At 50.5% G+C, this 26710-nt stretch carries 25 protein-coding genes; 10 read left to right on the forward strand and 15 right to left on the reverse strand.

Translation table 11 applies throughout. The features are described from left to right. The 6 genes from dnaX to BEN74_RS03465 all read right to left on the reverse strand — a co-directional run bounded on the left by dnaX (nucleotide 1) and on the right by BEN74_RS03465 (nucleotide 7126). Nucleotides 1-2142 carry a DNA polymerase III subunit gamma/tau gene (gene dnaX, locus BEN74_RS03440; protein WP_068912447.1) on the reverse strand — a complete coding sequence of 714 codons (2142 nt, stop codon included), beginning with the start codon at nucleotides 2140-2142 and terminating at the stop codon, nucleotides 1-3. Nucleotides 2143-2253: 111 nt separating this feature from the next. After that, entirely contained in the window at nucleotides 2254-2673 is a 420-nt protein-coding gene (locus BEN74_RS03445; RefSeq protein ID WP_068912444.1) for a hypothetical protein, read from the reverse strand. A gap of 56 nt (nucleotides 2674-2729) precedes the next feature. After that, nucleotides 2730-3188 (reverse strand): copper resistance protein NlpE N-terminal domain-containing protein, encoded by a 459-nt coding sequence (locus BEN74_RS03450; protein WP_068912441.1) that lies wholly within the window; start codon nucleotides 3186-3188, stop codon nucleotides 2730-2732. Between the two features lie 74 nt (nucleotides 3189-3262). After that, on the reverse strand, nucleotides 3263-4522 hold the full coding sequence (locus BEN74_RS03455; RefSeq protein WP_068912439.1) for a serine hydrolase domain-containing protein: 1260 nt from the start codon (nucleotides 4520-4522) through the stop codon (nucleotides 3263-3265). 98 nt (nucleotides 4523-4620) lie between these two features. Beyond that, nucleotides 4621-5478 carry a MaoC family dehydratase gene (locus tag BEN74_RS03460; protein ID WP_068912437.1) on the reverse strand — a complete coding sequence of 286 codons (858 nt, stop codon included), beginning with the start codon at nucleotides 5476-5478 and terminating at the stop codon, nucleotides 4621-4623. 256 nt (nucleotides 5479-5734) lie between these two features. After that, nucleotides 5735-7126, reverse strand: a complete 1392-nt coding sequence (locus tag BEN74_RS03465; protein ID WP_068912434.1) for a 3-oxoacyl-ACP reductase — start codon at nucleotides 7124-7126, stop codon at nucleotides 5735-5737. Between the two features lie 242 nt (nucleotides 7127-7368). Here BEN74_RS03465 and BEN74_RS03470 point away from each other — a divergent pair, with 242 nt between their 5' ends. After that, a complete protein-coding gene (locus BEN74_RS03470) occupies nucleotides 7369-8898 on the forward strand; it encodes an acetyl-CoA C-acetyltransferase (protein WP_068912432.1) in 1530 nt (509 codons plus the stop codon). A 121-nt stretch (nucleotides 8899-9019) separates the two neighbouring features. On the opposite strand, the gene aceI is transcribed toward BEN74_RS03470, so the two are convergent. After that, complete coding sequence (gene aceI / locus BEN74_RS03475) at nucleotides 9020-9457, reverse strand: chlorhexidine efflux PACE transporter AceI (RefSeq protein ID WP_068912430.1); 438 nt, start codon at nucleotides 9455-9457, stop codon at nucleotides 9020-9022. Between the two features lie 116 nt (nucleotides 9458-9573). Here aceI and BEN74_RS03480 point away from each other — a divergent pair, with 116 nt between their 5' ends. The 4 genes from BEN74_RS03480 (at nucleotide 9574) to BEN74_RS03495 (ending at nucleotide 13587) form a co-directional block, all read left to right on the forward strand. Then, nucleotides 9574-10464: a LysR family transcriptional regulator gene (locus BEN74_RS03480; protein WP_068912428.1), complete on the forward strand. Its 891-nt coding sequence runs from the start codon at nucleotides 9574-9576 to the stop codon at nucleotides 10462-10464. A gap of 90 nt (nucleotides 10465-10554) precedes the next feature. Further along, nucleotides 10555-11544: a transaldolase gene (tal, locus tag BEN74_RS03485; protein WP_068912425.1), complete on the forward strand. Its 990-nt coding sequence runs from the start codon at nucleotides 10555-10557 to the stop codon at nucleotides 11542-11544. A gap of 74 nt (nucleotides 11545-11618) precedes the next feature. Continuing rightward, a complete protein-coding gene (gene leuE / locus BEN74_RS03490; protein ID WP_068912423.1) occupies nucleotides 11619-12269 on the forward strand; it encodes a leucine efflux protein LeuE in 651 nt (216 codons plus the stop codon). Nucleotides 12270-12420: 151 nt separating this feature from the next. Then, nucleotides 12421-13587: a benzoate/H(+) symporter BenE family transporter gene (locus BEN74_RS03495; protein WP_068912421.1), complete on the forward strand. Its 1167-nt coding sequence runs from the start codon at nucleotides 12421-12423 to the stop codon at nucleotides 13585-13587. Nucleotides 13588-13858: 271 nt separating this feature from the next. Here the strand turns inward: BEN74_RS03495 and BEN74_RS03500 are convergent, their stop codons facing one another. From BEN74_RS03500 to BEN74_RS03510, 3 genes are all read right to left on the reverse strand, one after another. Continuing rightward, nucleotides 13859-14413 (reverse strand): TetR/AcrR family transcriptional regulator, encoded by a 555-nt coding sequence (locus BEN74_RS03500; RefSeq protein WP_068912419.1) that lies wholly within the window; start codon nucleotides 14411-14413, stop codon nucleotides 13859-13861. Continuing rightward, complete coding sequence (locus tag BEN74_RS03505) at nucleotides 14413-14757, reverse strand: DMT family transporter (RefSeq protein WP_068912417.1); 345 nt, start codon at nucleotides 14755-14757, stop codon at nucleotides 14413-14415. The genes BEN74_RS03500 and BEN74_RS03505 overlap by 1 nt, the downstream gene beginning before the upstream one ends. 78 nt (nucleotides 14758-14835) lie before the next feature. Next, complete coding sequence (locus tag BEN74_RS03510; protein WP_068912415.1) at nucleotides 14836-15831, reverse strand: alpha/beta hydrolase; 996 nt, start codon at nucleotides 15829-15831, stop codon at nucleotides 14836-14838. Between the two features lie 267 nt (nucleotides 15832-16098). On the opposite strand from BEN74_RS03510, the gene BEN74_RS03515 reads away from it, so the two are divergent. Continuing rightward, nucleotides 16099-16542: a universal stress protein gene (locus BEN74_RS03515; RefSeq protein ID WP_068912412.1), complete on the forward strand. Its 444-nt coding sequence runs from the start codon at nucleotides 16099-16101 to the stop codon at nucleotides 16540-16542. Nucleotides 16543-16650: 108 nt separating this feature from the next. Further along, nucleotides 16651-17097, forward strand: coding sequence for a universal stress protein (locus BEN74_RS03520; protein WP_068912410.1), 447 nt, complete (start codon nucleotides 16651-16653; stop codon nucleotides 17095-17097). A 284-nt stretch (nucleotides 17098-17381) separates the two neighbouring features. Here the strand turns inward: BEN74_RS03520 and BEN74_RS03525 are convergent, their stop codons facing one another. From BEN74_RS03525 to BEN74_RS19255, 4 genes are all read right to left on the reverse strand, one after another. After that, on the reverse strand, nucleotides 17382-17831 hold the full coding sequence (locus tag BEN74_RS03525) for an RDD family protein (RefSeq protein ID WP_068912408.1): 450 nt from the start codon (nucleotides 17829-17831) through the stop codon (nucleotides 17382-17384). A 122-nt stretch (nucleotides 17832-17953) separates the two neighbouring features. Next, on the reverse strand, nucleotides 17954-18169 hold the full coding sequence (locus BEN74_RS03530) for a hypothetical protein (protein WP_068912579.1): 216 nt from the start codon (nucleotides 18167-18169) through the stop codon (nucleotides 17954-17956). Nucleotides 18170-18759: 590 nt separating this feature from the next. Then, nucleotides 18760-21369, reverse strand: coding sequence for an aminopeptidase N (pepN, locus tag BEN74_RS03540; RefSeq protein ID WP_068912404.1), 2610 nt, complete (start codon nucleotides 21367-21369; stop codon nucleotides 18760-18762). Nucleotides 21370-21539: 170 nt separating this feature from the next. Next, complete coding sequence (locus tag BEN74_RS19255) at nucleotides 21540-21779, reverse strand: hypothetical protein (protein ID WP_162898128.1); 240 nt, start codon at nucleotides 21777-21779, stop codon at nucleotides 21540-21542. A 201-nt stretch (nucleotides 21780-21980) separates the two neighbouring features. Between BEN74_RS19255 and BEN74_RS03550 the strand changes: the two genes are divergently transcribed. From BEN74_RS03550 to thiM, 3 genes are all read left to right on the forward strand, one after another. Next, nucleotides 21981-22244 (forward strand): hypothetical protein, encoded by a 264-nt coding sequence (locus tag BEN74_RS03550; protein ID WP_068912400.1) that lies wholly within the window; start codon nucleotides 21981-21983, stop codon nucleotides 22242-22244. A gap of 186 nt (nucleotides 22245-22430) precedes the next feature. After that, the gene (locus BEN74_RS03555; protein WP_068912398.1) at nucleotides 22431-23597 is read left to right on the forward strand and encodes a hypothetical protein; all 1167 of its coding nucleotides are present in this window, start codon (nucleotides 22431-22433) and stop codon (nucleotides 23595-23597) included. 12 nt (nucleotides 23598-23609) lie between these two features. Then, entirely contained in the window at nucleotides 23610-24479 is an 870-nt protein-coding gene (gene thiM, locus BEN74_RS03560; protein WP_068912396.1) for a hydroxyethylthiazole kinase, read from the forward strand. 115 nt (nucleotides 24480-24594) lie between these two features. On the opposite strand, the gene BEN74_RS03565 is transcribed toward thiM, so the two are convergent. Next, on the reverse strand, nucleotides 24595-26109 hold the full coding sequence (locus tag BEN74_RS03565; RefSeq protein WP_068912394.1) for a TerC family protein: 1515 nt from the start codon (nucleotides 26107-26109) through the stop codon (nucleotides 24595-24597). Nucleotides 26110-26710 lie beyond the last annotated feature (601 nt).

A 26710-nucleotide genomic window follows, 5' to 3' on the forward strand; every position in this document is an offset into this window, starting at 1 on the left:
CTATTTAAGCTGAATATTCTCCAGCTTGCCGTCAAATGCGCTTAACAGTGATTTAACCGCAGGCTCATCATGCAGAAGCACTGAAGCGCGCTGATTGGCTTTTTCCTTGCGCTTATACTGCAGGTCATACGGCGTTGCCTGCGCCAGCTCTTCATACTGCACCTGAAAGCGGATTGCAGGCCACTGCGCATGCAGGGCCTGTTCCAGCACATGCTGCATTTGCGTCACTAGGCGCTCATACTGCTTCGGCACATGGAAAATGCTGGCGCCGCCAATCTCCCCGGTCATCAGGCCATGCTGCGCCAATTCCTGCAACGCCGGCGACAGCTCGCTGCTTCTGAACCAGTATTCCCACTTATCCACTGTCCATTCGCCTGTCAGCGCTTGAGGCTGCAGTTTTAAAATATCCTGCGGCATCAGTGCGGATGCCTCCTGCTCTGCCGCTGAGGCAGCGTCAGCAGGCTGCGGCGGCGTGTATTCCGCCTGTACCGGCGGCGCTGCTGCAAATAAGCCGTCTTGCGATTCGGAATCCTGCGGCGCAAATGCAGCTGTATCTAAAGCAGGCTGGGCTGCTGGCGCGGCCTGTGCTTCAGTTTCTGCCTGAATCTGCAAAGGCGCATCTTCCAGCGGCGCGATGTCTTCAAAAGACAAAAAGTCATCACTGCCGGCATCATGCGCCGCCTGCGCTGAACTCTGCCCGGCGTCATCTTCATCTAAGTCAAACAGAGCATCCGCGCTGGATGCATCAAAGATCATCTGATCTGAAGCAGGCGCCGGCTGGCGGGTTTCTGCCGGCTGAATGGCTGCGCTGCCCGCAGCAGGCGGCTGGGTTTCAGGCGCTGCAGCAGCTGGCGCATCTTCAGCTTCATCTAGAAAATCATCGGATGAAGGCTCATCCTGCGGCGCTGCAGCCTGCAGTTCATCCTCATCTACATATTCATCATCTTCTGCAAAATACGGCGCTTCAGGCTGTGCCGGCGCTGCTTGCGCAGGCGGCGCGGAAACGGCAGCCGGCTGCGGGGACGATGGCGCGGCGGAAACCGGAATTTCATTCGGCTGCATTGGGCGGAAAGCCAGCAGGCGCAGCACGCACATTTCAAAGCCCTGCTCCTGCGTCACCGCCATCTGCAGGTCTGCGCGGCCTTTGCAGGCAATTTGATAATACAGCTGCAGATCCTGCACTGAAACAATCTGCGACAGCTGCATAATTTTGGCATTGATTTCGGCGCTGTATTTCAGGCCTAAATCCGGCAAATACTGCAGCAGCGCCAGTTCATGCAGCGTGGAAATAAGCTGGTCTAAAACCAGCGACACATCCAGCGCCTGCTGGCGGAACTGCATCAGCAATTCACTGATCCGGCCTTTCTGATTTTGATGAATGGCGGCGATCAGGTCATAAATGATGGTGCGGTCAATCAGCCCCAGCATTTCTTTCACGTCCTGATGATGCACCTCACCCTGGCCATAGGCAATCGCCTGATCGGTCAATGACAAGGCGTCACGCAGTGAGCCTTGGGCAGATTCGGCAATTTGCCAAATCGCGTCCTGATCGGCCTGAATGCTTTCCTGCTGCAGAATGCCGGTCAAATGCTCGGTAATTTCATCTACTGCCAGCGGGCGCAAAGTGAACTGCAGGCAGCGTGAAATTACGGTAATCGGCAGCTTTTGCGGATCGGTGGTGGCAAACAGGAATTTGACGTGCGCCGGCGGCTCTTCCAGGGTTTTCAGCAGCGCATTGAAGGAATGCGTGGACAGCATATGCACTTCATCAATCAGATAGACTTTAAAGCGGCCCTGCGTCGGCGCATAGGGCACATTATCCAGCAGTTCGCGGGTGTCTTCGACCTTGGTGCGCGAAGCCGCATCAATTTCGATCAAGTCAATAAAGCGGCCTTCATTCACCGCTTTGCAGGTTGCGCAGACTTCGCACGGCGTAGAAGTTACGCCGGTTTCACAGTTCAAGCACTTCGCCAAAATACGCGCAATGGTGGTTTTGCCTACACCGCGTGTCCCCGTAAATAAATAAGCGTGGTGCAGGCGGCCGCGTTCCAGCGCGCTGGTCAGCGCGCGGGAAACATGGTTCTGGCCAACCAATTCATTAAAATTACGCGGGCGATATTTTCGCGCAAGTACTTGATACATGTATGCTCCTTTTGACCTGCATAAGCATACTGTTTTTTTAACTATGAGTGAATGAAAAAACCAAGAAGTTTAGCCCCAGTGCCAATTATTCAGGCAGTCTGCCGCATTAAATCAAGGCTTTTCAAACTCGGCAGCAGTCCACCATTTCACATCATGAATCTGCGGCTCATTGTCCAGAATCTGCGCCAAGGCCACCGTTAACTGCATCAGCTGTTCCGTCAAATCAATATCCGCTTTAAACCATTTCTTGATGAATGGATTTTTCGGCTCAATCATCACCAAATAGCCGTTTTCATATTCCTCATACCTGCCGCAGCCCAGCCAAATATCATCATGAAATGGCGCTTCAAAATTGACGCAGTAGCCCCAGTCTTCAGCATGAATGCCGGCGGCGGGCAAGCCCAGCTGCCTTAATTTCTCATCTAAAAACTGCGCCAGCGCCCGCCCCCAAATTGCGCCTTCCCATTCTTCAGGATTCTCTGAGCATGGCGGAAAGAGGCTGCTTTTAAATTCAACATAAGATTTCAGCATATGCGTTTTCTCAACTCTGCAGCAGCATCAGTATCCGGTAAAATCAGCTTAAGCATTTAAGCCGGTTCAAGCAAGAAATCATCCTGAGCCGCATAAGGCTTGGCGGTCTGATCTTCGCGGATTTCCAGCAGCTGATGCTCTAAATCCACATAAATTAAATTGCGGGTTTTGACATTCAGCAACTGCAGCTGCGTCTGCGCCTGATCCTTGAACAGCATGCGCCCTTTCAGCACCTGCACTTCATTGTGGCCGCTCAGGCTTTCACGGCGCAGCTCATAGCTCATGTCCTGATGCAAAGCCAAATCCACCGCCATGCCGGGGCATTCTTCACAGCGCGAAATGCATCCCATACAGGGCGTAGTCCCTTGATATTTTCCCGCCCAGAGCGGCACAGCCTGCTTTTGCACCGCTGCTTTGCCCTGCGCTTGGGCAGGCTGCTGCGCGCCCTGTTCTGCGTCCTGACAGCCCAATGCAGCCGCTGCTGCTGCCAAGGGAATAAAAATCGCTTTTTTCATTTGAACCGCTTAATGCCAAAATACGGCGCAGAAAATAGCATATTTTGCCTGCAAAATCTTTTGCCGGAGCAAATTCAGAACCAGCCTTTGCGCCCTTTCAGCACAGCATCCGCGCAGCGCAAGGCTTCTTGGCTCAGGCCCCACAAGCGGTAATCGCCAATCATCGTCGCGGCAGCGAAATTATGCGTATAGGCGAAGCTGAGCTGGCGCGCCGGATCGCACCAGGCGCCAGAACCGTTAAAGCCGATATGGCCAAAACCCTGCGAAGATTTGCCCAAACTCAGCACGCGGTGATAGCCTAGCCGCCAGTGCATAGGAATAGGCATAATGCGGTCACGCCTGCGGCTTTGCACCTCGCTCAGCTTCGCAAATACGTCAGGCGAAATGATGGCCTGATCATTCCAGACGCCGCGGTTGGCCAGCATGGCGTATATTCTTGCCAAGCTGTTGGCCGTAAATGCGCCATTGGCTGCAGGAATCACCGCCTGTATGCCTTCATCACTGAAAAAGCTGAATTTCTTCATGCCTTTGGGAATCATGGCATCCTGATAATCCTGCGGATTCTGCCTGCTGAACGCTGCCAGCCGGTCTAAGGGCGATGCCTTGCGCGCAGGGTTCTTGCCGCTTGCCGATGGCGCCGCCGCTTCACTTTGCGGTTTAGGCAGCAGCCGCGCAACGCGGTGCAGCTGCGCATCCGGCACGCCAAAATACGCGCCGTCCAACGCCAGCGGTTCAATCAAATAGCGCTGCATCAGCACCGCTAAGGACTGGCTGGATGCCTTTTCCAGCACGCCGCCCACCAGCCAGCCGAAGGTTAAGGGCTGGTAAGCCAAGTCTTCGCCAAAGCTGAAGCGCGGTTTGGCTTGGGCCATCACCTCCAGCATATGCTGCCAGTCAGCCATTTCCGAAGCTTCGGCAATATTATTGCGCACATCGTATAAGCCGCTTTGATGGCTGAGCAAATGGCGCAAGGTCATCTGCGCCTTGCCGTTCTGCGCAAATTCAGGCCAGTAATGCGCAATCGGCAGGTCATAGTCTAAAATGCCTTGGCTGACCATAATATGCGCCAGCGCGGCCAAAACGCCTTTGCCGGTGGAATAGCAGATTGACAGCGTGTCGGCCTGCCACTGTTCATCCTGCGACTTTTGACCGGTATAAATATCGGCAACTTTTTGGCCTTGAAAATACACCGCCAAAGCAGCGCCGCCATGCGCGGTGCGGGCATCCTGCAGCCGGCTGAACAGATGCGCCAAGTCAATAAAGCGCTCATCAATACTGCCTTGAAAATTATCTGTATCAGCAAGAAGCAGCTGCTTGATATTCGGTAGATCCATGTCCCTGGCCTTCTTTTATGTTCTGAACGTTATTCTCTAAGCCATCCTAATACAAAAAAGCCCAAATTTTAAACAATTCGGGCTTTTTAAAATTCAGCTTAAAGCGCTTTGACCGAACCGGCCACATGCGGCTTCTGACTCTTCGCATTCCGGATCAGGAATTCTGTGTCCTTGCCCTGCTGCGCGGTCAAAAACTCCACTTTTGACGGCAGGTACATCGGCAGCTTAAACCAGACATCCGCCTCATAGGCATCCGGCAGGCTTAAATTTGATAAAGCCTTTGCCTTGCTCCACATGCCGTGCGCAATCGCCTGCTTAAAGCCGAATGCTTTGGCGGTCACAGCATGAATATGGATCAGGTTGAAGTCGCCCGAAGTCAGCGCATAACGGCGGCCGGTATTTTCAGAAACATCCCATTCAGCGGCGGCTTTATATTCAGGCGCTGCGCTTTCAGGCGCTTTGGCGACTGCGCTGCCGGCGGTGGTTTTCTGGCGCGCCAAATAAGTAGTCAGGGCTTCCACCACAACTTCATTGCCCACTTTGGCCGTGGTAATGAAATCAAACTGCACGCCTTTGTCATGCGGCTTGAGCTCGCCGAATTTGCAGGACAAGGTCAGCTGCTCATTGACGCCGACTTTGCGGTTTTGCTTCACTTGGTTGCGGATATGCACCAGCCCCAAAATAGCAAACGGAAACGCCTCCTGCGTCATCATATGCATTTGCAGGCTTTGCGACAGCACAGCTAAGTAAATTGCCGGAATATAACCGTTATTTTTAAAGCCGCACACTTGGTTATAGGCTTTTAAATGCTTTTGATCGACTTTGAATGAATCCACCACATATTCAACCTGCGGCAGAACTTTTTCACCTTTCGGCTTTTTGAAAATCAAGCTTTGAATCACTTTCGGATAAGCCAAATACGGTTTTGGCAACTGGCTAAAATGGCGAGTATTCATACTGGACCTTTGTTAAATTCTTTTGAGAAGTACGCTCTTCTTTTCAGCGAAAGCGTTAGAGAGGGCCTTTTAAAATAGATATGCCTCTCCTGATCAATAAACCCCTCTTAAAATCCCGCGCTTAGCGCAAGAGAAGGCTTATAAAAGGGGTTCTTCAATCATTATAAATTTTTACCTCTCCCTAACCCTCTCCTTAAAGGAGAGGGAACTTGCATTATGCAAGCGAAGGGAAAAAGCGCTTTCATTTATTGCGCTTTTACGCGCCTAACAGGCTTTGGCCGCATACGCGCACCACATTGCCATTTAAGCCGGTAGAAGCAGCCGATGCAAACATCGCAATGGTTTCCGCAACGTCAACCGGCAAACCGCCCTGGCTCATCGAGTTCATGCGGCGGCCCGCTTCACGGATTGCAAACGGAATGGCGGCCGTCATTTGAGTTTCAATAAAGCCCGGCGCAACCGCATTAATGGTAACGCCATTTTTCAGCAGCGGCGCAGTAAATTTCACTACGCCCACTACGCCGGCTTTAGAAGCTGCATAGTTGGTTTGGCCCAAGTTGCCGGCAATGCCGGAAATTGAAGACACGCAAACAATCCGGCCATTGGCGTTGAAGCCGTCATTATTCAGCAGGTAGTCGTTTACGCGTTCAATCGCCGACAGATTGATGTTGATCACCAAGTCCCAAAGCTCCGGCTTCATATTGGCCAAAGTCTTGTCGCGGGTGATGCCTGCGTTATGCACAATAATATCCAAACCGCCCTGCGCCGCTGCTGCCTCTTTAATTTTCTGGCCCGCGTCAGCTGCGGTAATGTCAATCGCTAAAGTCGAACCGCCAATTGCGCCGGCTACGCGGTCAAGATCAGCCTGCTGCTGCGGCACGTCCAGGCAGATCACATGCGCGCCGTCGCGTGAAAGCACATGCGCAATCGCTTCGCCAATACCGCGGCTGGCGCCAGTCACAACCGCAGTTTTACCTGCCAGCGGTTTCGCCCAATCAATATCAGTGGTGTCAGCTTTAGAAACACGGATGACTTGGCCTGAAACATAGGCAGAACGCGGAGAAATGCTGAAGCGCAGCGCAGATTCAAGATTAGCTTCAGCGCCGGCATCAACATAGATCAGGTTGGCCGCAATGCCTTTTTTGAATTCTTTGCCTACAGATTTGACAAAGCCTTCCAGCGCGCGCTGCGCAATGGCCTGCTTAACGCTTGGCGCAGTTTCAGGCGTGGTGCCGACCACTACCACACGGCCAGAAGCCTGAATTTGGCGCGCAATTGGGCTGAAAAACGCGTGCAGTTCATGCAGCTGTTCAGAGCTTTCAATGCCGGACGCATCAAAAACCACCACTTTGAACTTAGACTCCTTGTCGCCTTCATTGAACGCGCCAAGGCTTAAGCCCGCTTTAGCTGCCGCCTGCTGCAGCGCTGCATTGTTGCCTGCATAGCTGTTTGCATGAATATTCGCCAAGACTTGCGCAATTGAGCCTGACAGCGCGCTGTTTGACGCCGCCCCGACAAGCACTGCGCCTTTTACCACAGGAACAGCAGACTCAAAACGCTCGAGGAAAGTCGGTGCAGGCAAACCTAAATTTTTGATGACAAATTTACCAATTGGAGATTTTGCGAATGCTTGGTATTGGTCAGTCATGTGTGTCTCTCTCGAAAAAATTAATTTTTTGATGGCTTTTGAAGATATTCTTTTAACTTCAATATGATGTCTTTAGACTCATATTTCAACAGATCCATCAGTTTCAGATGAATCATACTTGAGTTAAAGTTGCGATGACTTGACCTGAAAGCATTCCGCCATGTCATTCCAGTCAATTCAGCTGCTAATTGAATGTGTTAATGTAGCGCTCAGAAACACTTTTACATGCTTGGAAAAGCCTTATGAGCAAAACAACTCAAGAAAATCCAGCAGTCGAAAATTCTGCTGGCGGCGCCGTGTCAAAACCATCAAAAAGCACTGCGCGCACCGCTAAAAATTCCAGCCCTGCGGCGAAGCCGGCATCGAATACAGCAAAACCGGCCCGCACCCGCGCTGCGCCTGCACGCAGCAGCGCGCAAAGCCCGGCTGCCGTAGCGGCTGCTCCAGACGCACAACAAACAACTCAAACTTCTGTCCAACAGGATCAAACCATGAGCCAAAACACTGTCCGCCGCGTTGCTATTATTGGCGGCAACCGCATTCCATTCGCACGCTCAAACGGCGCTTACTTCACTGCATCCAATACAGACATGTTTACTGCAGCGCTCAATGGTTTGGTTGAACGCTTTAACCTGCAAGGCCAGCGTTTAGGCGAAGTGGTTGCGGGCGCAGTATTAAAGCACAGCCGTGACTTTAACATGACGCGCGAGTGCGTGTTAGATACAGAGCTTGCGCCTGAAACACCTGCTTACGATATTCAGCAGGCATGCGGCACCGGCTTGCAGGCAGCGTTCCTGATTGCCAACAAAATTGCCTTGGGCCAAATTGAAGTCGGCATTGCCGGCGGCGTAGATACCACATCTGACGCGCCAATCGCTCTCGGTGACGGCCTGCGCAAAGCGCTGCTGGAACTGAACATTGCGAAAACCGGCAAAGACCGCTTAAAAGCTTTGACTAAAATCAATGTTAAAGACCTGATGGATGCGCCGAAAAACGGCGAGCCGCGCACTGGCCTGTCTATGGGCGACCATCAAGCCATTACTGCGCTGGAATGGGGCATTCCGCGCGAAGCGCAGGATGAGCTGGCAGCGGCTTCGCATCAGAAAATGGCGGCGGCTTATGAAGAAGGCTTCTTCGATGACCTGATCACGCCATTCCTAGGCCTGGAGCGCGACAACAACCTGCGTCCAGAATCTTCTGTAGAAAAACTGGCGAAACTGAAGCCGGTATTCGGCAAAGGCGACGGCCGCACCATGACTGCGGGCAACTCTACGCCACTCACAGACGGCGCATCTTGCGTGCTGCTGGCATCTGAAGAATGGGCCAAAGCCAATGGCCATGAAGTTTTAGCTTACTTAAGCTTCTCTGAAACCGCAGCGGTTGACTTTGTCGGCAAAAAAGAAGGCCTGCTGATGGCGCCTGCCTATGCTGTGCCGCGCATGCTTGACCGCGCCGGCATTAAGCTGCAGGACTTTGACTACTACGAAATTCATGAAGCCTTTGCATCTCAAGTTCTGTCGACTTTAAAAGCCTGGGAAGACCCTAAATTCTGCAAAGACCGCTTAGGCTTGGAAGCGCCATTGGGTGCAATTGACCGTTCTAAACTCAATGTGAAAGGCTCATCTTTGGCTGCGGGCCATCCATTCGCTGCAACCGGCGGGCGCATTCTGGCCTCGGCTGCGAAACTGATCAGCCAAAAAGGCTCAGGCCGCGTGCTGATTTCAATCTGCGCTGCCGGCGGCCAAGGCGTGACCGCGATTGTAGAGAAATAATTCCCTGCCTTCATGCTTGCAATAAAAAAGCCGCATCATGCATGCGGCTTTTTTTTATCCTCAAAGAAAGTGCCAGCCAGTTCAGCAGCTGGCTGGCATTGTGCTGGCGCTTTTCAGCAGCTTAAGCTTCGCTTTGGCTGTAATCAGGCTTGTAGCCCAGGCTTGCTTCAATATGGTCATAGCCCCATTGGAAAATAAAGGTATACACCAGAATGCAGGTGGTCATGCCGAAATCCAGCAGAATGGCCTGCCAGATGCCCATGTCTAAAGCATAGGCCACCATTGGAATGGTCGCCAGCATCAGGCCGCCCTCAAAGCCGATGGCATGCAGAATGCGCACGCCCACCGTTCTCTTGAGTTTTCTTTTGGCTTCAAACTTTTCAAAAAAGTGGTTGAATATCATGTTCCAGAATACCGATGTCACCGCCATGGCAACGCCTAAGGCGCCTGTCACTTCCATCGGCGCTTCAAAAATAAAGCTCAATGCAATTGCTATGATGACCAATAGGATAACCTCATAGCTCAGCGCATGAATAATCCGTCTTTTGGAAATCAACATTTTAAAAATACTCTTTGTTTCATTTGGATTCCCCGCATTTTATTTCTATAATATTGATGAATCCAGTTAGGTTCTTTCAAATTATTTGACAGATAACGCAGGCCGGCCGAAACAGCATGAATATCAACCAAGAACAGCTGATAATTTTTAAAACCGTGATGGAAACCGGCTCATTTTCCGCCGCCGCGCGCAAACTGGGCAAAGTGCCTTCCGCAGTCAGCATGTCAATTGCCAATCTGGAAATTGACCTGAACCTGAAGCTGTTTAAGCGGGCGGGACGCGAGCCTGTGCCTACAGCGCAAGCCAGAACATTATTTGAAAAAACCGAACAGCTGCTGATTGAAATGAACCAGTGGAAGCAGCATGCGGTTGCCTTAAGCACCGGCCTGGAATCCGCGCTGAATATTGCGGTGGTGTCTGAGCTGCTGCATACCCACTGGACAGACTATATTTCCCTGCTAGAGCACCAGTTTCCTGAACTGCAGATCAATATCTTTTCTGCGCCGCAGGAAGATGCGCAGAAAATGCTGATCAGCGGCGCAGCCCAGTTTGCCTTGATGTTTGAGCGCGAGCAGCTGGAAAGCAATGAGCAGTTTGTCGAGCTGAAGCGCGCTGCGCTGGTTCCCGTGGCATCAAAAAGCTATGCGCTGGCGCAGCACGCGTCCATCCGCTTTGAACAGATTTTGCAGAGCCGGCAGATTGTGGTGGCCAGCCGTGACCGCACCATTAAGCCGGAGCTGCTGTATTCCAAAACATACTGGCGCACCGACAACCACCACTCCGCCTGCGCCCTGATTATGCAGAACTTGGGCTGGGGGGTGCTGCCGCTGGAAATGCTCAATGAGAATCCGCAGCTGAAGCACCATCTTAAAATTCTGAACTTTGCCGATTTCACGCCGAAATTTGAGTATTTTGTCGATCTAGTCTGGAACCGGGAAAGCCAGCAGGGCGCCGCTGCCCGCTTTCTGATTGATCATGTCCGGAATCAGCGGAAAAATGCATTTTAGCTGCAATTGGCCATCGCTTTTTTCCTTGGGTTGAATTGAGTTTGTGATATAACTTACTGTACAGGCAATAACTTTAAGAACTAGATATCCATGACACACTCAGCACTAGACCAATTAAAAAGCATGACAACAATTGTTGCTGACAGCAGTGATTTGTCTGCTATCGAAAAGTTCCGTCCGCTGGATGCAACCACCAATCCATCCCTGATTACCGCCGCCGCCAATCAGCCCGAAAACCGCGCGCTGATTGAAAATGCATTTGCCCAAGCCAAGGCCGAAGGCTATGCCAATGATGAACTGATTGAGCGCACCATTGACATTTTAACCGTCAAATTGGGCGCGGAAATTCTCAAGCTGATTAAAGGCCGTGTTTCTACCGAAGTAGATGCCGCCCTGTCCTACGACACAGAAGCGACCATTGCCAAAGCCAAAGAGCTGCTGGCGCTGTACAAGCAGTACGGCATTGAGCAAAACCGCATTTTAATTAAGATCGCCTCGACCTGGGAAGGCATTCAGGCCGCGAAAGCGCTGGAAGCTGAAGGCGTGCATTGCAACCTGACCCTGCTGTTCGGCCTGCATCAGGCGCAGGCCTGCGCCGAAGCTGGCGTTACGCTGATTTCACCTTTTGTCGGCCGCATTCTGGACTGGTATAAAAAGGCTGAAAATGTCAGCAGCTACCCGGTTGAGCAAGACCCCGGCGTGCTGTCCGTAAAGCAGATTTACCACTACTACAAGCAGCGCAGCGTTAAAACTGAAATTATGGGCGCCAGCTTCCGCAGCATTGACCAGGTGCTTGGCCTTGCCGGCTGTGACTTGCTGACCGTTGCGCCAAACCTGCTTGCAGAGCTGGAGCAGGACACCCGCGAAGTTCAGCTTCAGCTGTCTGAAAAGCAGTCGCAGGCCTCTTCTGAGCAGCTGTTTGACACTCTGGACAGAGAGTCATTTAAGGCGCTGCTGGAGCATGACTTAATGGCATTCCAGCTGCTGCAAAGCGGCGTTGACGGCTTTATTAAGGCGCGTGAGCAGCTCAGCACTTTGCTGCGCCAGTCTTTCGGCTATGATGCGGAAATTCAAGCCTGATCTGAATTTTCTATTTCTTTATCCGGGCCGATGCTGCACTATAGCGGCGCATCGGCCTTTTATGCGAGTTTCCAGTGTTTGGCGTCACAGATTTACCCACCTATATTATCGGCACAATGCTGATTGTGCTCTTGCCGGGCCCCAACTCCATTTACGTCATGACCATCGCTTCGCGCTACGGCATCAAGGCCGGCTATGTCAGCGCTTTTGGCGTTTATACCGGCGACATGCTGCTGATTATTCTGACAGCGCTGGGCGCAGCCTCTTTGCTGCATGCCTTTCCGTGGCTGTTTATCCTGCTGAAAATTGTCGGCGCGGCCTACCTCAGCTATTTAGGCATTAAATTATTAATCGCAGCCTATACAACATGGACGGCGACGCCAGCGCCTGAACAGGTGCAGCGCAAGCAGGAAAGCCTTGAGCAGCAGCGCCCTTTCCGCACGGCGCTGACCATCAGCATTTTAAACCCGAAAGCGATTCTGTTTTACCTGTCGTTCTTTGTGCAGTTTGTTGACCCTGCATACCCATACCCTGCGCTGACCTTTGCCGCGCTGGCCGTTGTGCTGCAGATCATCAGCATGAGCTATCTGACCGTTTTAATTTTCTCCGGCTCCAAGCTCGCATCATTTTTCACGCACCGCTATAAACTGACCGCCTGCTGCGTGGCAGCCGTTGGCCTGCTGTTTTGCGGTTTCGGCCTGAAGCTGGCAACCTCTACCCTGTAATGCCAGCTGCAACACGCCTTTGCTTTTGACCGCGGAATTTTCACCAAAAAGTTAATTTTTTATGCAGCTTTGCGCTTTCCGGCTAAATATGAATAGCGTATGATTATTACGCTTTTCAACCAATAAGAAGCGCTAACAGCAGCAATGGACTATGCAAAAAATTCTGAATGACTTCTCTGTGCCTGCCGTCTTTGCAGGCTTTATCACCTTTCTGGTCGGCATCAGCGTATCCGCCGTTCTGGTTATTCAGGCTGCGCAAACGCTGGGCGCAAACACGGAGCAAATCACCTCCTGGTTTTGGGCGCTGGGCTTAGGCATTGGCTTAAGCGGCTTAATTCTGTCCTGGAAGTTCAAATACCCGGTGGCGACCTCGTGGTCTACTGCAGGCTTGGCCTTAATTTTGGCGACCGGCAGCGGCTACAGCTTAAATGAAGCGATTGGCGCATTTCTGGTCTGCGGCCTGCTGACTGCAGCCTTAGGCTTTCTGGGCATTTTTGAAAGAGTGCTGTCCTATATTCCGCAAAGCTTAACCAGCGCCATGCTGGCAGGCGTACTGCTGAAATTCGGCATCGCGCTCTTTGCCAGCATGCAAAATGAATGGGCATTTATTCTGTCGCTGCTGGCGGCCTATATTCTGTCCAAGCGCTTTTGGCCGCGCTACAGCATTGTAATTACCGTCATTGCCGGCATCGCCCTGTGCCCGCTGTTCCTGAATTTCAGCATGCCTGCGCTGGACTTCGGCTTAGCCCAGCCGGTTTGGGTCAGCCCTGAATTCAGCAGTTCCGCCATTTTAGGCTTGGCTCTGCCGCTGTTTGTAATCAACATGGCGTCACAGTACCTGCCGGGCCTCGCCATGATTAAAAGCTACGGCTATCAGCCGCATGTCAATCATTTGATTGGCTGGACAGGCACGGCTCAGGCGCTGCTGGCGCCATTCGGCTGCTACAGCGTCAACATCGCAGCCATCAGCGCAGCCATCAGCCTGGATGACCAGGCGCACGCCGATCCGTCCAAGCGCTATATCGCCGGCATCAGCTGCGGATTTTTCTATATTTTAATGGGCCTGTTCGCCGCCACATTAACCAGCTTCTTAATGTCTTTTCCGGCTGTATTCATTACCGCCTTGGCAGGCATCGCCTTGCTGGGCACCATCAGCCATAACATTGCAATCGCCTTTCATGAAGCGTCAGGCCGTGAAGCGGCATTGCTGACTTTCCTGTTCAGCGCATCAGGCATTCAATTCTTCGGCATCGGTTCCGCATTCTGGGGGCTGATTTTCGGCTTTGCCGTGCATTTCATTTTAAAGCTCAGAAAATAATTTCCGCACGGGGCAAGATAAAAAAGCATTGGAAAAAGATTAATGCTGATCAGTTAAGCGCAATTTCATTATTACTAATTGATAAATCTCCCCTAACCCTAAGCCATATATGGCGCAAGGAAAAAGAGGGGATGAACAGCATTGCTGTGCAAGGAATTCAATACGGTATTGAATTGCGAAACGCTCCCTCCTTTGTCAAAGGAGGGTTGGGGAGGATTAAAAATTCTTAACTGACTGATATTATCTGTAAAAGATGCTTTTTATACGCCGTTTAAAGATAGGTGCGGCGCATCAATTCCGCCTGAACCTCCTGCATTTTTTCAGGCGGTTCTGCGCCAATAAAAACCGCCAGCCAAACGCCGTCAGCAGCATAGCGCAGCAGCTTCAGCTCCATTCCGCTGTCGGTGTGCTGATGGCGCGCCAGCCGGGCATTCAGCCAATCCATCCATAGTGCATTGAAGGCATGATCGGTCAGCATGGTCATTGAAATAGCCGACCACAGCGTGCCGATCCCCGAAGCATCGGTCTGCAAGGTAAAATGAATATAGGCGCGGCTAAAGCAGCCCTGCGGTTCATGGTCTTGCCCGATATACTCATCCACCGCCGCGTCCAGCCGGCGCAGCACTTCCTGCACCATCGCCTGCAGCAGCCTTTGCTTGCTGGGAAAATGGTGGAATACCCCGCCCTTGGTCACGCCGGCCAAATCCGCAACGCCCTGAATCGATACGCCGGCTGCGCCTTTTTCCGATGCCAGCCGGATGGCGTGCTCAATGATTTTCTGCCGCAGCGCTTCTGGCTCTTTCTTACGCTGATATGGATTTTCCATTAATGGCCTGCTGAATTTGAAAAAAGGTTAATCACCACCACGCCGGAAACAATCAGCCCAATCCCGATCAGCGCAGCCCAGTCCAAACTTTGACGGAAAACAAAATAGCCAATTAAGGCCGTCAGCACAATGCCCACGCCAGCCCAAATAGCATAGGCAATGCCCAATGGAATCACTTTAATCACTTGCGAAAGCAGATAAAAGGCGATGCTGAACAGCACAATTACGGCGGCCGAAGGCCACAGCTTGGTAAAGCCCTCAGACTTTACTAAAAAAGTTGAACCTGTCACTTCTGAAACAATCGCCAAGGCCAGCATGCCGTAAGCAATCAATACCGGATTCATAACACTCTCAAATTAACATACCATACGGTCGGTATGTTAATTGCTTATTCATATAATGCAAGCCTTTGCGCTAAAAATTTAAGGCGTCAGCTGCTGCAGAAAGCCGATTGTCTTATCAAAGGTCAGCTGGCTGGCTTTCTTACTCATCATAAATTGATATTCATGCACCAGCAGCTCTTTAGAGTCCGGATAAAACGCCTCAACCACAGGCACATTCTGCTGCTTCAGCGTTTCAGCAAACGGCAGCGACTGGCTTTCGGTTAAAAAGTCCTTATTGCCGCCGCTGATGAAGACCGGCGGATAGCTTGGCGTCACATGCTGGCGCGGCGAGATGCTGGACAGAAACGTTGCATCGTGCTTGCGGTCGCCGGTATAGGCCTGCACCAGATTATTGATGCCCCACTCCAGCAGCCGGATTTCGTCCGGCGCCGACGCCACAAAATGGCTTAAATCATAAATGCCACAGTGCAGGATTAGGCCTTTCAGCTGGCTGATGGAAATTGCCGGCTGAAAATTCTGCGATTTTGCATACTTTTCGTTGCTCACAAATACCGCATAGTGGCTGGCCATATTGGCGCCGGCTGAATCCCCCGCCAGATACAGCTTGCCGGCATCAATCCGATACTCGCCCGCATGCGCCGTGATAAAGGCCAAGGCCTGATTAATCTGCTGCAGCTGCGCAGGATAAATCACATCCGGCGCAAACTGGTACTGCACCGAAACCACATTGTAGCCCTGATCCGCCAGCCGCTTGAAATAGCCTCGGGCATGCTCCTTGGAGCCTGAAATCCAGCCGCCGCCATGAATCCAGACAATGGCCGGACGCGCGCCCAGCGCTGCGATATCTGCGGGCTGATACAGGTCAATATGCAGATCGGGATTCTGCATATACTGAATATCGGCCTGCACCCGCACGCCCTGAGGTGCATGCTGATCGATCAGCTTTTTCTGAATTTCCGTCGATGCATTGAATGCCCCCGCAATCAGCTTAGTGCTGCTGCCCGCGCTCTGGCAGGCTGTCAAATTCAGCATCAGGCCGGCGCCAAACAGCGCCATAGCCATTTTCAGACGCATGACATTTACCCTCAACAAGTTATTGATAACGCAGAATGCACTAAGCCTGAACAGCGGAAAAATTACAAGTCTTTGTTTTCTTAAGCAAGTTGCAGATAGCCGATCTGAATGCTCAGTTTTATTTGCCGGGAAATTGGCATTTTCAACACTGATTATTATCTAATTTCATGAATTTACGATCTTTTTTCAAATTATAAATTGAACCCGCATGCACAATGTGCTATCAATTGAAGACAGGGTCATAACGATAACTTTGGAGTTTCTCCCATGTCTTATAAGCAAATTTTAGTACCTGTTGATGGTTCACAAATCTCGTTTTCTGCGGTCAAAAAAGCCGCGCAAATCGCCAAGGCGTTTGACAGCAAGCTTATGCTCATCAGCTTAGTCGCAGAAGACCCGTTCACCGATGCGGATTTCTATTATTCATCCGCAATCATGAAAGAATACTTTGTGCAGGCGCACGAAAATGCAACCAAATCCTTAGAGGAAGCGTTTGAAGCAGCCAAAGCTGAAGGCGTGAATGCAGAAACTAAAATCGTTAAGGGCCAGGTTTCTGCGGAAGGCATTGCAGAAACAGCTGCTGAATTAAAAGCCGATCTGATTGTGATGGGTTCTCACGGACGCAAAGGCTTCCAGAGAATGCTGCTCGGCAGTTTTGCGCAGGACGTGCTGAGCAATACAGCATTGCCGGTTCTGATCGTAAAAGCTTAACCTTCAGCAAGCCCGCCCATATTTGGCGGGCTTTTGCTATGGCGCATTCATGCCGCAGAAAACTACCCCTTTTAACACGCAACAGCCGAACACCCTAAGGAGCAGCGCATGATTACTTATCAGCATATCCTCGTCCCTGTCGATGAATCTCCAATTTCCTACGCTGCCGTTGAACAGACACTTGCTTTAGCCAAGTCTTTAAACAGCCAAGTAACCGTCATGAGCGTGATTGCGGTCGATCCGTTTTTTGGCGTGGACTTCTACAAAGTTGCGCCCGCCATTACCGACTACTTTATGCAGGCGGAAAAAAATGCTAAAGAGCGCCTGGAAGATATCAAGCAGTCCTTTATCCGCGACGGCATTGCCGTTGATGTCAAATTAATTCACGGCGTTTCGCCGTCTGAAGGCATCATTCAAGTTGCCGATGAAGTCAGCGCAGACTTGATTATTATGGGCTCGCATGGCCGCACAGGCCTGCAGAAAGTGATGCTGGGCAGTGTTGCTCAAAATGTGCTGACCCAATCCCCGATTCCGGTGCTGATTGTCAAAATCTAAATCATCAGCGCTGATTTTATTCAAGCGCAGATGTAGCTTCAGTTGGCTTTTAGCCAGCTGAAGCTAAAGCCAGCCCCTAAAGTAAGCGGCTGGCTTTTTCATTTTAAGAAACTGATTTTATTAAATATATGAAAATTCGGTTCACGTGATTTGATGCATTTTGCAGCGCATAGCTTTGCGCAAACCGGCAGGCTCTAAATGGAGCTTATATCTTTAAACACAGCGCGGATCAGCCTCAACCGGCTGGCGTTGCGCGGTTAAGCGCTTTTTTAGCGCCGAATCCGTTATTCACTGGTGCGGATGACCACCGTATTGGCCATTTTGTCATGCCAGCCCTGCTTGCGCTTGTCAAATGCGACCCAGAAAATGCCGATAAACAGCGCCATCATGGCTGGAAAATAGCCGACATAGCGGATAATCGACTGCTTCAGGTCAATATTTTCGCCTGTACCGGCATCAACAATTTTCAGCCCCAGCAGGATTTTCCCCGGCGATGCAGACCACAGCATCCAGACCATCACGGTATAAACAAAAGGCAGAATATAGTTCACCGTAATGTCAAACCACAGCACCTGCGGCTGTTCAGACAGGCCCGTTGCAAAAATGCGGTGCCAGTCTCCGGAATAAAAGAACCAGAGGATAGGATAAGTCGCTATCATCAAAATAATAATATCAATGAGCGAGGCGCCGGTGCGGACCCAAAACCCGGCATACTGAACATCTGAATTAAGCATCTGTTTAAAAACCTGTCTTTTTATTTTATTTTTTCAATCTACCTGAATTTATTCAGATATACGAGCTGCATTTTAGTCCCAGATGCAAAGAATCCCTCAATAGAGGGATTCCAGCGGGCGGACTATGATTTGCTGATGGCCTGATGCAAGTCCTGCAAATACGCTTCCGCTTCTGCGCCATTGCGGAATTTTTTTTCAAACAGCCCGGTATTTTGCAGGCTATTCGGCGTATATTCCACAGCAACCGCAAATGCGCCGTCATGCAGGCTTTTTGCAATCCGTACCGCAATAATATGTTGAGAGTTCAAATAAAAACCGTCTTCAACTTTAACTAACATAACCGCCTCACGCTTAAAAACACATAATGATTCAGGGAATGCCCGCTTAAATTCACCGGCTGAGAGATCCAAACCATTGATCATCAGCCTAAGGCTATTGTACACCTTGAGTGTGATTTATTTAACACTTTTCACGCAATACAAGGATAGTTTTAACAGTTTTGCTGCATTCTGAATTTTCAGCCTTGCGCGGGAACGGCATGCCTCATGCGCTATGCACAGCCGTAAAAAAGCCCTTCACTATGCTGATGCTGATCAGTTAAGAAGTTTTATAATAAACATCTTAACCTTTGGGGCTATTCACGGCGGAATCTTACCGTTTTTAAATCGAATATTCGGAGCTCGTTTTGTTCTTTTGTTTCGCCAAAAGAACCAAAAGCATTTGTCATCCGCGAAACCTGTTCACTTTCTGCACTTAAATAATTTTGTTGCAAAAATAGTCCATTTAAAAGGCCAGATAGGTTGCGGATGACGCTTCCGCGTATCAAATAATATCTCAAGTTAAAAAAAGAAAAAGCCAGTCAGCTTCTTAACTGACTGGCATTACCTCACTATGCAGCATAGCAAAGGGCTTTTTTACGGCTGAAAAATTAAACGTTCAGCATGCTGTTCAAGGTTTCAGACACGTTTTTCGATTTCACCTGCAGCTTGAGCGCCTCAAGTTCAGCCTTGACCTGGCCGCGCTGCGGCTCCGCCAAAGTGTACCAGCGCGACAGCGCCTGCAGCAGGCGCGAGCCGACAATCGGGTTTTTCTCATCCAGATACTTCGCCAGGCCAATAAAGTGCTGCACGCCAAAGCTCCACGTATTGACCGGATTGGCATTCAGGCCGCCGCTGACCGCGCGGATGCGGTTTGGCGTCGTCAAATCATAGTCTGGATGCGCAGTTAAGTACTGAATGGTTGCCGCAGACGCTTTTGGATGCGCCGCCTGCACCATAAACCACTGATCCAGCGACAATGCTTCCTCTTTAAAGCGCGCATAGAAATCTTCCAAAGCCGCTTGCGCCTGCGGTGCATCATTCCAGACCAGCACGCGCAATGCGCCTAAGCGCTCAGACATATTGCCCGTTGCCTGATACTGTTCATAGGCAAGCTCAAAGGCCTGTGCATCGCCTTGGCGCGCCATCATGCCCAGCATGATGTTTTTCAATGCGCGCACGCCCATCGCCTGTGAAAATTCTTTTTGCAGATCCGGGTCCAGCGCAAGGAAAGTTTCTTTGCAGAATGCGCCCAGTTCACGCGCCAGCGTTTCCAGCAAGGCATTGCGCTTTTCCTGAATAGCGGCAGGACTGTAGCCCGCATCAATGCGGCTGCCCAGATAGCCTTCTGACGGCACGTCAAATAGGCGCGACGCCAGCAAAGGATCTTTCTGAATCAGCTCAGGCAAAGTGTTTTTCATGGCCTGAATATAAATTCCAGCAGCATGATCATTCAGCAAAATGCGCTCCAGCAGTGTCTGAGCAGCCTGCCACTGGTTAAAGCCGTTGGTTTCATGCTGCATCAGGAATGCAAGCTCTTCATCGGAATAGTTGAATTCCAGATCTACAGGCGCAGAGAAATTGCGCAGCAGCGACACCACAGGCTTCGCAGCCACACCGCTGAATTCAATGTCCGCACTTTCCGCATCAAACAGGTAGACGCCGTCCTGCACCGCATTTTCAACCAGCGCTGAAGAGTTCAATATCAGCTGCTCGCCGCTTTCCGCATTGAATAAGGCCAAAGCCACAGGAATCGGCACCGCTTTCAAGTCAGGGTATTTCGGATGCGCTTTGAGGCTCTGCTTCAAACTCAAGCGGTAAGTTTGCGCCGCGGCGTCATATTGGCCTTTGGCTTCCAGTTTAGGCGTGCCCGGCTGGTTGTACCAGGTCAGGAATGCAGACAGGTCTACGCCTGAACCTGCAGTTAAAGCGGCCACCCAGTCTTCCACCGTCACGGCTTGGCCGTCATGGCGGCTGAAGTATTCATCTGTGCCCTTGCGGAATTTTTCCTTGCCCAGCAAAGTTGACATCATGCGGTTAATTTCCGCGCCTTTTTCATACACAGTCGCGGTATAGAAGTTATTGATTTCAACAAAATGGTCTGGACGCGGCGGATGCGACAGCGGGCCTGAATCTTCAGGGAACTGGTGCGCTTTCAGCACGGCAACATCGTCAATGCGCTGCACGGCGGCAGACTGCAGGTCTTCCGAGAAAGACTGATCGCGGAAAACCGTCAAGCCTTCCTTTAAGCACAGCTGGAACCAGTCGCGGCAGGTAATGCGGTTACCGGTCCAGTTATGGAAATATTCATGGGCAATCACCGACTGCACGCGCATGATGGCGGCGTCAGTGGTGAACTCTTCATCCGCCAATACGCATGAGGTATTAAAGATGTTTAAGCCCTTGTTTTCCATTGCGCCCATATTGAACTGGCTGGTGGCTACAATCATATAGTTGTCTAAGTCATAAGGGCGGCCATAGTGCTCTTCATCCCACTGCATGGAATGCTTCAGCGCTTCCATCGCAATGCGGCATTTTGGAATGTCTTTTTCTACCGCATAAATTTCCAAAGCCACATCACGGCCTTCAGAGGTCACATAGCGGTCTTTCAGCACGGCCAAGTCGCCGATTACGCAGGCAAACAGGTAGCTTGGCTTCTTGGTCGGATCTTGCCAAATGGTGTAATGGCGGCCTGCGCCAGCCTCGCCGGCTTCAATCAGGTTGCCGTTGGCCAGCAATACCGGAAATTTTTTATCAGCTTCCACCCGGGTGGTAAAGACCGATAAAACATCCGGACGGTCTGGATAAAAGGTAATTTTGCGGAAGCCTTCCGGTTCGTTTTGCGTTACGAACAGATCGCTGCCGGCCTGATACAGGCCTTCCAGCTGGGTATTGGACTCAGGATGAATCACGACTTGGGTTTCAATCACCGCCTGATCCGGCGCATGGGCAATCACCAGCTGTTCCGCATCCAGCGTATAGTCGCTTTCAGACAGCGCCTTGCCATTCAGCAGAATGGATTTCAGCTCCAGATCACGGCCCAGCAGCACCAAGTCCCCTGCAGTCTGGCGCTGCATCACCAATTTGGCATTCACATAGGTCTGCTCATCAAAGACTTGAATATCCAAATTGATTGAATCAACAAGAAAAGAAGGTTTTTGGTAATCTTTTAAATAAACCGTTTGGTCTGCTTCGACCACTGGATTCGCCGCGATATTCATATTGTGTCCTAATGCATGTCGTCTTTGGCTAGACTTTTCTCTCTAAGATCGTTTGATCATAGGTCAATCTTTACAGTTTGTCTGCGCCTTTGCCCTGTTTTTCTATATGGGACTGCCAGCTGCGCTTTTCAATTCAATCCATGGGTTAATTCGGGCTTCCGGCTTATAATTCAGCCAATGTTCAGCTGCGCGGCGCAAGACAAAGCAGCGGTTTTCCTGCGCTGCGCCATTTTGGACTGCATTGGCGCTGCCGGCCGCCGGCATGCTTGCTGTTCAGGCGCGCATGTTGCCAAAGCCCGGAAGAATTCATTTATGGCGCGCTGTTCTGCCGCATTGCCTCTCTGCAGGCGCAAAGCAGAAAGATGGCCGGCCGCGCAAGGCCTAATGATGATAACTGCATTATATTTCATAGGTTTGCCAATGACTCTGCTTCCCGCCCTTCCTCCTATTGCACGCTTTACAGCAGCTGCGCGGCAGCCCTTTTGAAGAAATTCAAACATTAATTTCTAAAGCTGTACATTTTGTGCACGAATTTTGCTTGTATCTAAGCGTGCAAAGTTCACTATAAAACCTAAGCAAGCAAAATTCCGGCAGCAATAAAGAGGTGCAAGATGTATTTAAAAGAACACATTGTCCGCGTCGAAAACATCAAGACCCTGCAGGCGCTTGATGCCGCAAAGATTGATCATAAAGTGATTGCCGTATTCATGACTTGCGAAGGCATTCCTTTGCAGGCCTGCGATGTCAGCGCCATCATCAACAGCTATGATGCGCTTGGCTGCAAAAAAGCGCCCTCTAAAAAAGCACGGGCTTTAATCAATGCAAAACAGCTTGGAGAGGAGGATGAATCGCTGCCGTGCCCGGCAGCTTACTGAAGCTTGTTCTAAACACTGACTTTCCTTAACGCTGTTTTAACCCTCAAAAGAGCTGGCTGAGCCGGCTCTTTTTTATTGCGCGGCTTAAGGGCGCTGGGCCTGAAAAGATTTGCGCCGGCAAGCTGCCCGCAGCTTTAATTTTGCTGTGTATAATAGCTTAAGCCTTTCAATTGATGATGCCTCTTTATGCTTCAAATTCTGCAAAAACAGCTGGATGAAAGTACACAATGCCCTTTGTGCCGCGCATCTATGTATTGGGTGGAAGCAGAACAGTATGATCAGGAGCTGAATTATCATGAGTGCAGCTATTGCGAGCATAAAGTCTATCAGGATAAAACCCATAACTGCCACTGCGCGGCCTGCCAGGCCAGCCGCAAAAAGCTGATTAAGGAAGCGCTGCATCAGGAAAATTTCAAGCAGAAAAATAAAGGCAAAGATAAGGACATGATTGAGCATAAGCTGAATCAGCTGAGCTTTATTCAGAAGCTGTTCCTGCTGGCGGTTTTAGATGATCAAGTCTTTGAAAACTCGCAGCATGATGAATTCATTGACTGGGAAAAAATTAAATACTATCCGATTTCCCCCAACTATCTGTATCAGAAAAACCTGATCAAGCGCATGATCGATCAGCATGTCCTGACTTTAAAAGACTATGCAGATGAAGCCGGGCAATATTACATCAACGTGCGCCTGGACGGCTATTCTGAACCCAGCCTGTACAGCATTGCGCATAAGCTGCGCCTGTGGTTTTATGAAAATCTGGCGCAGGGCATTCCCTTCAAGAGTTCCGATGAAGTCAAAGACGCCATTTATGAAATCATGTATGAAAAAATCGTGCAGTTCATTCAGTTTTATTGCCGGATTTGGCAAGTGCAGATTTCCGGCAATAACAGTTTAAGAACCCTGTGCTACCGCCTGCTGGACAGCCTTGCCGTTGGGCAGATTTTCTATTTGATGCAAACGGCGCTGGATTACCTGCATCAGCAGAAACTGCTGCAGCCGCGCAATGAAAAATTCATCAATACCAATTTGCTGAAAAAAACCGTACAGCAGTACCGTGAGCGCGGCCTGCAAGAAAAATGGGTTACCAGCACGCTGCCGCACCCGCCGCAGATTCCCATGTCAAAAATGGCGGAAATTCTATTCTTCCGCTTTTTAGGCTGTGACGACACGGTATTTGTACAGCCCATTTGGAAAATTTGGGAAAAAGTCGAGCCGCGGCTGAAATTTTACGCGCTGAAGCGCTGCATGCATTGCGGATCGGATGAGCTGAATGTGGATTATGATGCAGAAAATCATGTTTCACTGTTCTGCCGCTCCTGCAAGCATCAAGACCATTACTTCACCCGCTGAGGGAGAAAACGAATGAACTATCCGGAACAGCTGAACACCGCCATGAACAGCACCCTGTCCGATTTGACCGCCCCGCTGCTGCTACAGGTGATTGACGCATGGACAGAGCTGAAAACCCAGCAGCCTCTGGTGCATATCATCACCAACAGCGTGGCCGGCAATTATGTGGCCAATGTTTTGCTGGCCGCCGGCGCCTCCCCGGCTATGATTGACAACCCCTTTGAAGCTGAAGGCTTTGCCCGCATCGCCAGCGCCATCAATCTGAATTTGGGCACGCCGACTTCTGAACAAATGCAGGCCATGCAGCTGGCTGCCCAGACTGCGCAAAGCCTTGGAAAAGTTTGGGTGCTGGACCCTGTCGGCTATGGTCCTGTGCTGAAATGGCGTTCAGATATGGTGGACACGCTGCTGCAGCACCAGCCCAGCGTTATCCGCGGCAATGCCTCTGAAATTGGCGCGCTGGCAGGCCGGCAGATTCAGTCCAAAGGCGTAGACAGCACCGTCAGCAGCGCAGCGGTCTATGGACAGGCGCAGTGCTTATTTGAACATGCGGAATGCATTGCCATTTCGGGCGAATCTGACTTTATTCTGTCCAGAGCGCTGAATGCCGTGATTCAGATTAATGGCGGTTCCTATCTGCAGCCTAAAATCACCGCATCGGGCTGCGCCTTGGGCGCGCTGACTGCAGCCTATTGCGCCGTCAGCAGCAGCATAATTGCAGGAGCTGTGGCTGCGCATATCCATTTTGCGGTGGCCGGCAAAAAGGCCTATGAGCGCGCCAACACAGCGGGCAGCTTTAATGTCGCGTTTTTAGATGAAATTTACAGCCTGAATGCGGAAGACCTGCAGCAGTACAGCGATTTCAGCATTCAGGCTTTATAAGCGCGTCGGCTTCAGCCTGCAGCCCGTCATGCATAAAAAATGCCAGCTTATCCTAAAATAAGCTGGCACTCATCAATTCAAGCTGCGGGCGCAGCCTGAATGAAAGGACGGCGGATTAAGCCTGAATTAAAACAGTCTTAATCCGGTTTCCGTCCATTTCGGTCACTTTGAACTGAATGCCTTGATATTCCAGCTCGGCGCCTACTTCAACATTGCCCTGCATCTTATCCAGAATCAGTCCAGATACGCTGATATAGCCGGCATCGTCTTCAACCAGATCCAGCATGCCCAGCTCCAATTCCAGCTGGTATAAGTCCAGCATGCCAGATGCTTTCCATGACTTGTCATCAATTTTCACCAAATCGAGCTGCTCATCGGCGTCCGGGAATTCGCCGGCAATCGCTTCAAAAACATCCAGCGGCGAAATCAGACCCTGCACATTGCCGAACTCATCAGACACCATCACCAGTGAGCCTTTTGAAGTGCGCAAAGTATTAATGGCGTCAATCACCTTCATTTTTTCAAAGATGTAGATTGGGCGGTGCTTCTTGATCAGGTCTTTCAGCTCCGCTTCATCATCCAGCACATCCAGCAGCTCTTTGGCGCGGACAATGCTGATGACTTTATCCATGCTGCCGCGGCAGACCGGAAATAGGCTGTGCGGCACAGAAAGCACCTGCTCGCGGATCTGCTCAGGCGTATCATTCAAGTTCACCCAGGAAATCTGGCTGCGCGGCGTCATAATCGAAGCCACCGAACGCTCGGCCAAAGTCAGCACGCCGCCAATCATATAGCGCTCTTCGTCCGCAAAAGCCTCCTGAGCCTGATGCTGGCCGTCTGCAGATTCAACCCTGCCGCCCATCAATTTCAAAATGCTGTCCGCGGTGCGGTGGCGCAGCGGAATTTTCGCTTCATGCTTCGCCATGTTGCGGCTGCGGAACTGGTTCAGCGCTTCCAGCAGGATCGCAACGCCAATGCCTGAGTAAATATAGCCTTTTGGAATATGGAAACCGAAGCCTTCGGCAATCAGGCTGATGCCGATCAGCATCAGGAAGCTTAAGCACAGAATCACCACAGTAGGATGGCGGTTCACAAAAGCCGTCAGCGGTTTGGATGCCAACAGCATCACAGCCATGGCAACGACCATTGCGGCCATCATTACATAGATGTTGTCCACCATGCCGATTGCGGTAATCACAGAGTCCAGCGAGAATACTGCATCCAGCACCACAATTTGCGCTACAACTGCAGTAAAGCCGGCATAAACCACATTCGCTGCAACCTTAACTTCAGGCTTGCCTTCCATTTTTTCATGCAGCTCGGCGACGGCTTTATACAGCAGGAATAATCCGCCGCCCAGCAAAATCAAGTCCCGCCCGGAGAAACTCAGGCCAAATATGTCAATCAGCGGCTTAGTCAAAGTGACCAGCCAAGAAATGGCGAACAGCAAGCCCAGGCGCATCACCAGCGCTAAAGACAGGCCAATAATGCGCGCTTTATCGCGCTGTTCAGGGGGAAGCTTTTCGGCCAAAATGGCGATAAAAACCAGGTTATCGATACCCAGTACAATTTCAAGGATAATTAAAGTAATTAAGCCGACCCACAAGCCGGGGTCTAATAAAAATTCCATCAGATGTTGTCTCCAAAACCATGTGTTTGAAGAGAATTAAGCAGATCTGCGCACGGCGACGGATCCATAAAAACAACCTTTACAGCCAAAGTTAATTTTATTATGCATAAACTGCGCATTTTGTAATGGATTTTTTGCATTTTTTAATAAATCCATGCATTTTTTTCAAAAATCCGGCAGATGCCGGCGAAAAGCATCTAACTATCGGCCAAAAGGCTGAAATTTTACAAATGCAGACTGCACAGTCATGCTCAGGTTTTAGCCCTTCAGTGCGCCAAATAAAGATCATAAGCAATTGTTTAACGTTAATATTTACTGAGTTCATGTGCGGCCTGCATTGCTTCAGGCACTTTATGGCCAGCCAGCCTGAAATCTTTCGCAATAAAACTGCGTTTTCAAATTTGAATTTTTCACTAAAATGAACCCATAGCCAAGATTGTCCATTCCGGCAATCTCTGGCTTAGTGCATATTCTCAGCCACCACGCTTAATTTGAAGCATTGGAAAGAAAATCTGAACGCAGGCTTCCTTTCTTTTATATATTTTAAAAATCTATTGATATTGGGCCATAATTTTTCATAAAATACTGAAACGCTCAAATA

This window comes from Acinetobacter sp. WCHAc010034 (genome assembly GCF_001696615.3).
Taxonomy (GTDB): Bacteria; Pseudomonadota; Gammaproteobacteria; order Pseudomonadales; family Moraxellaceae; genus Acinetobacter.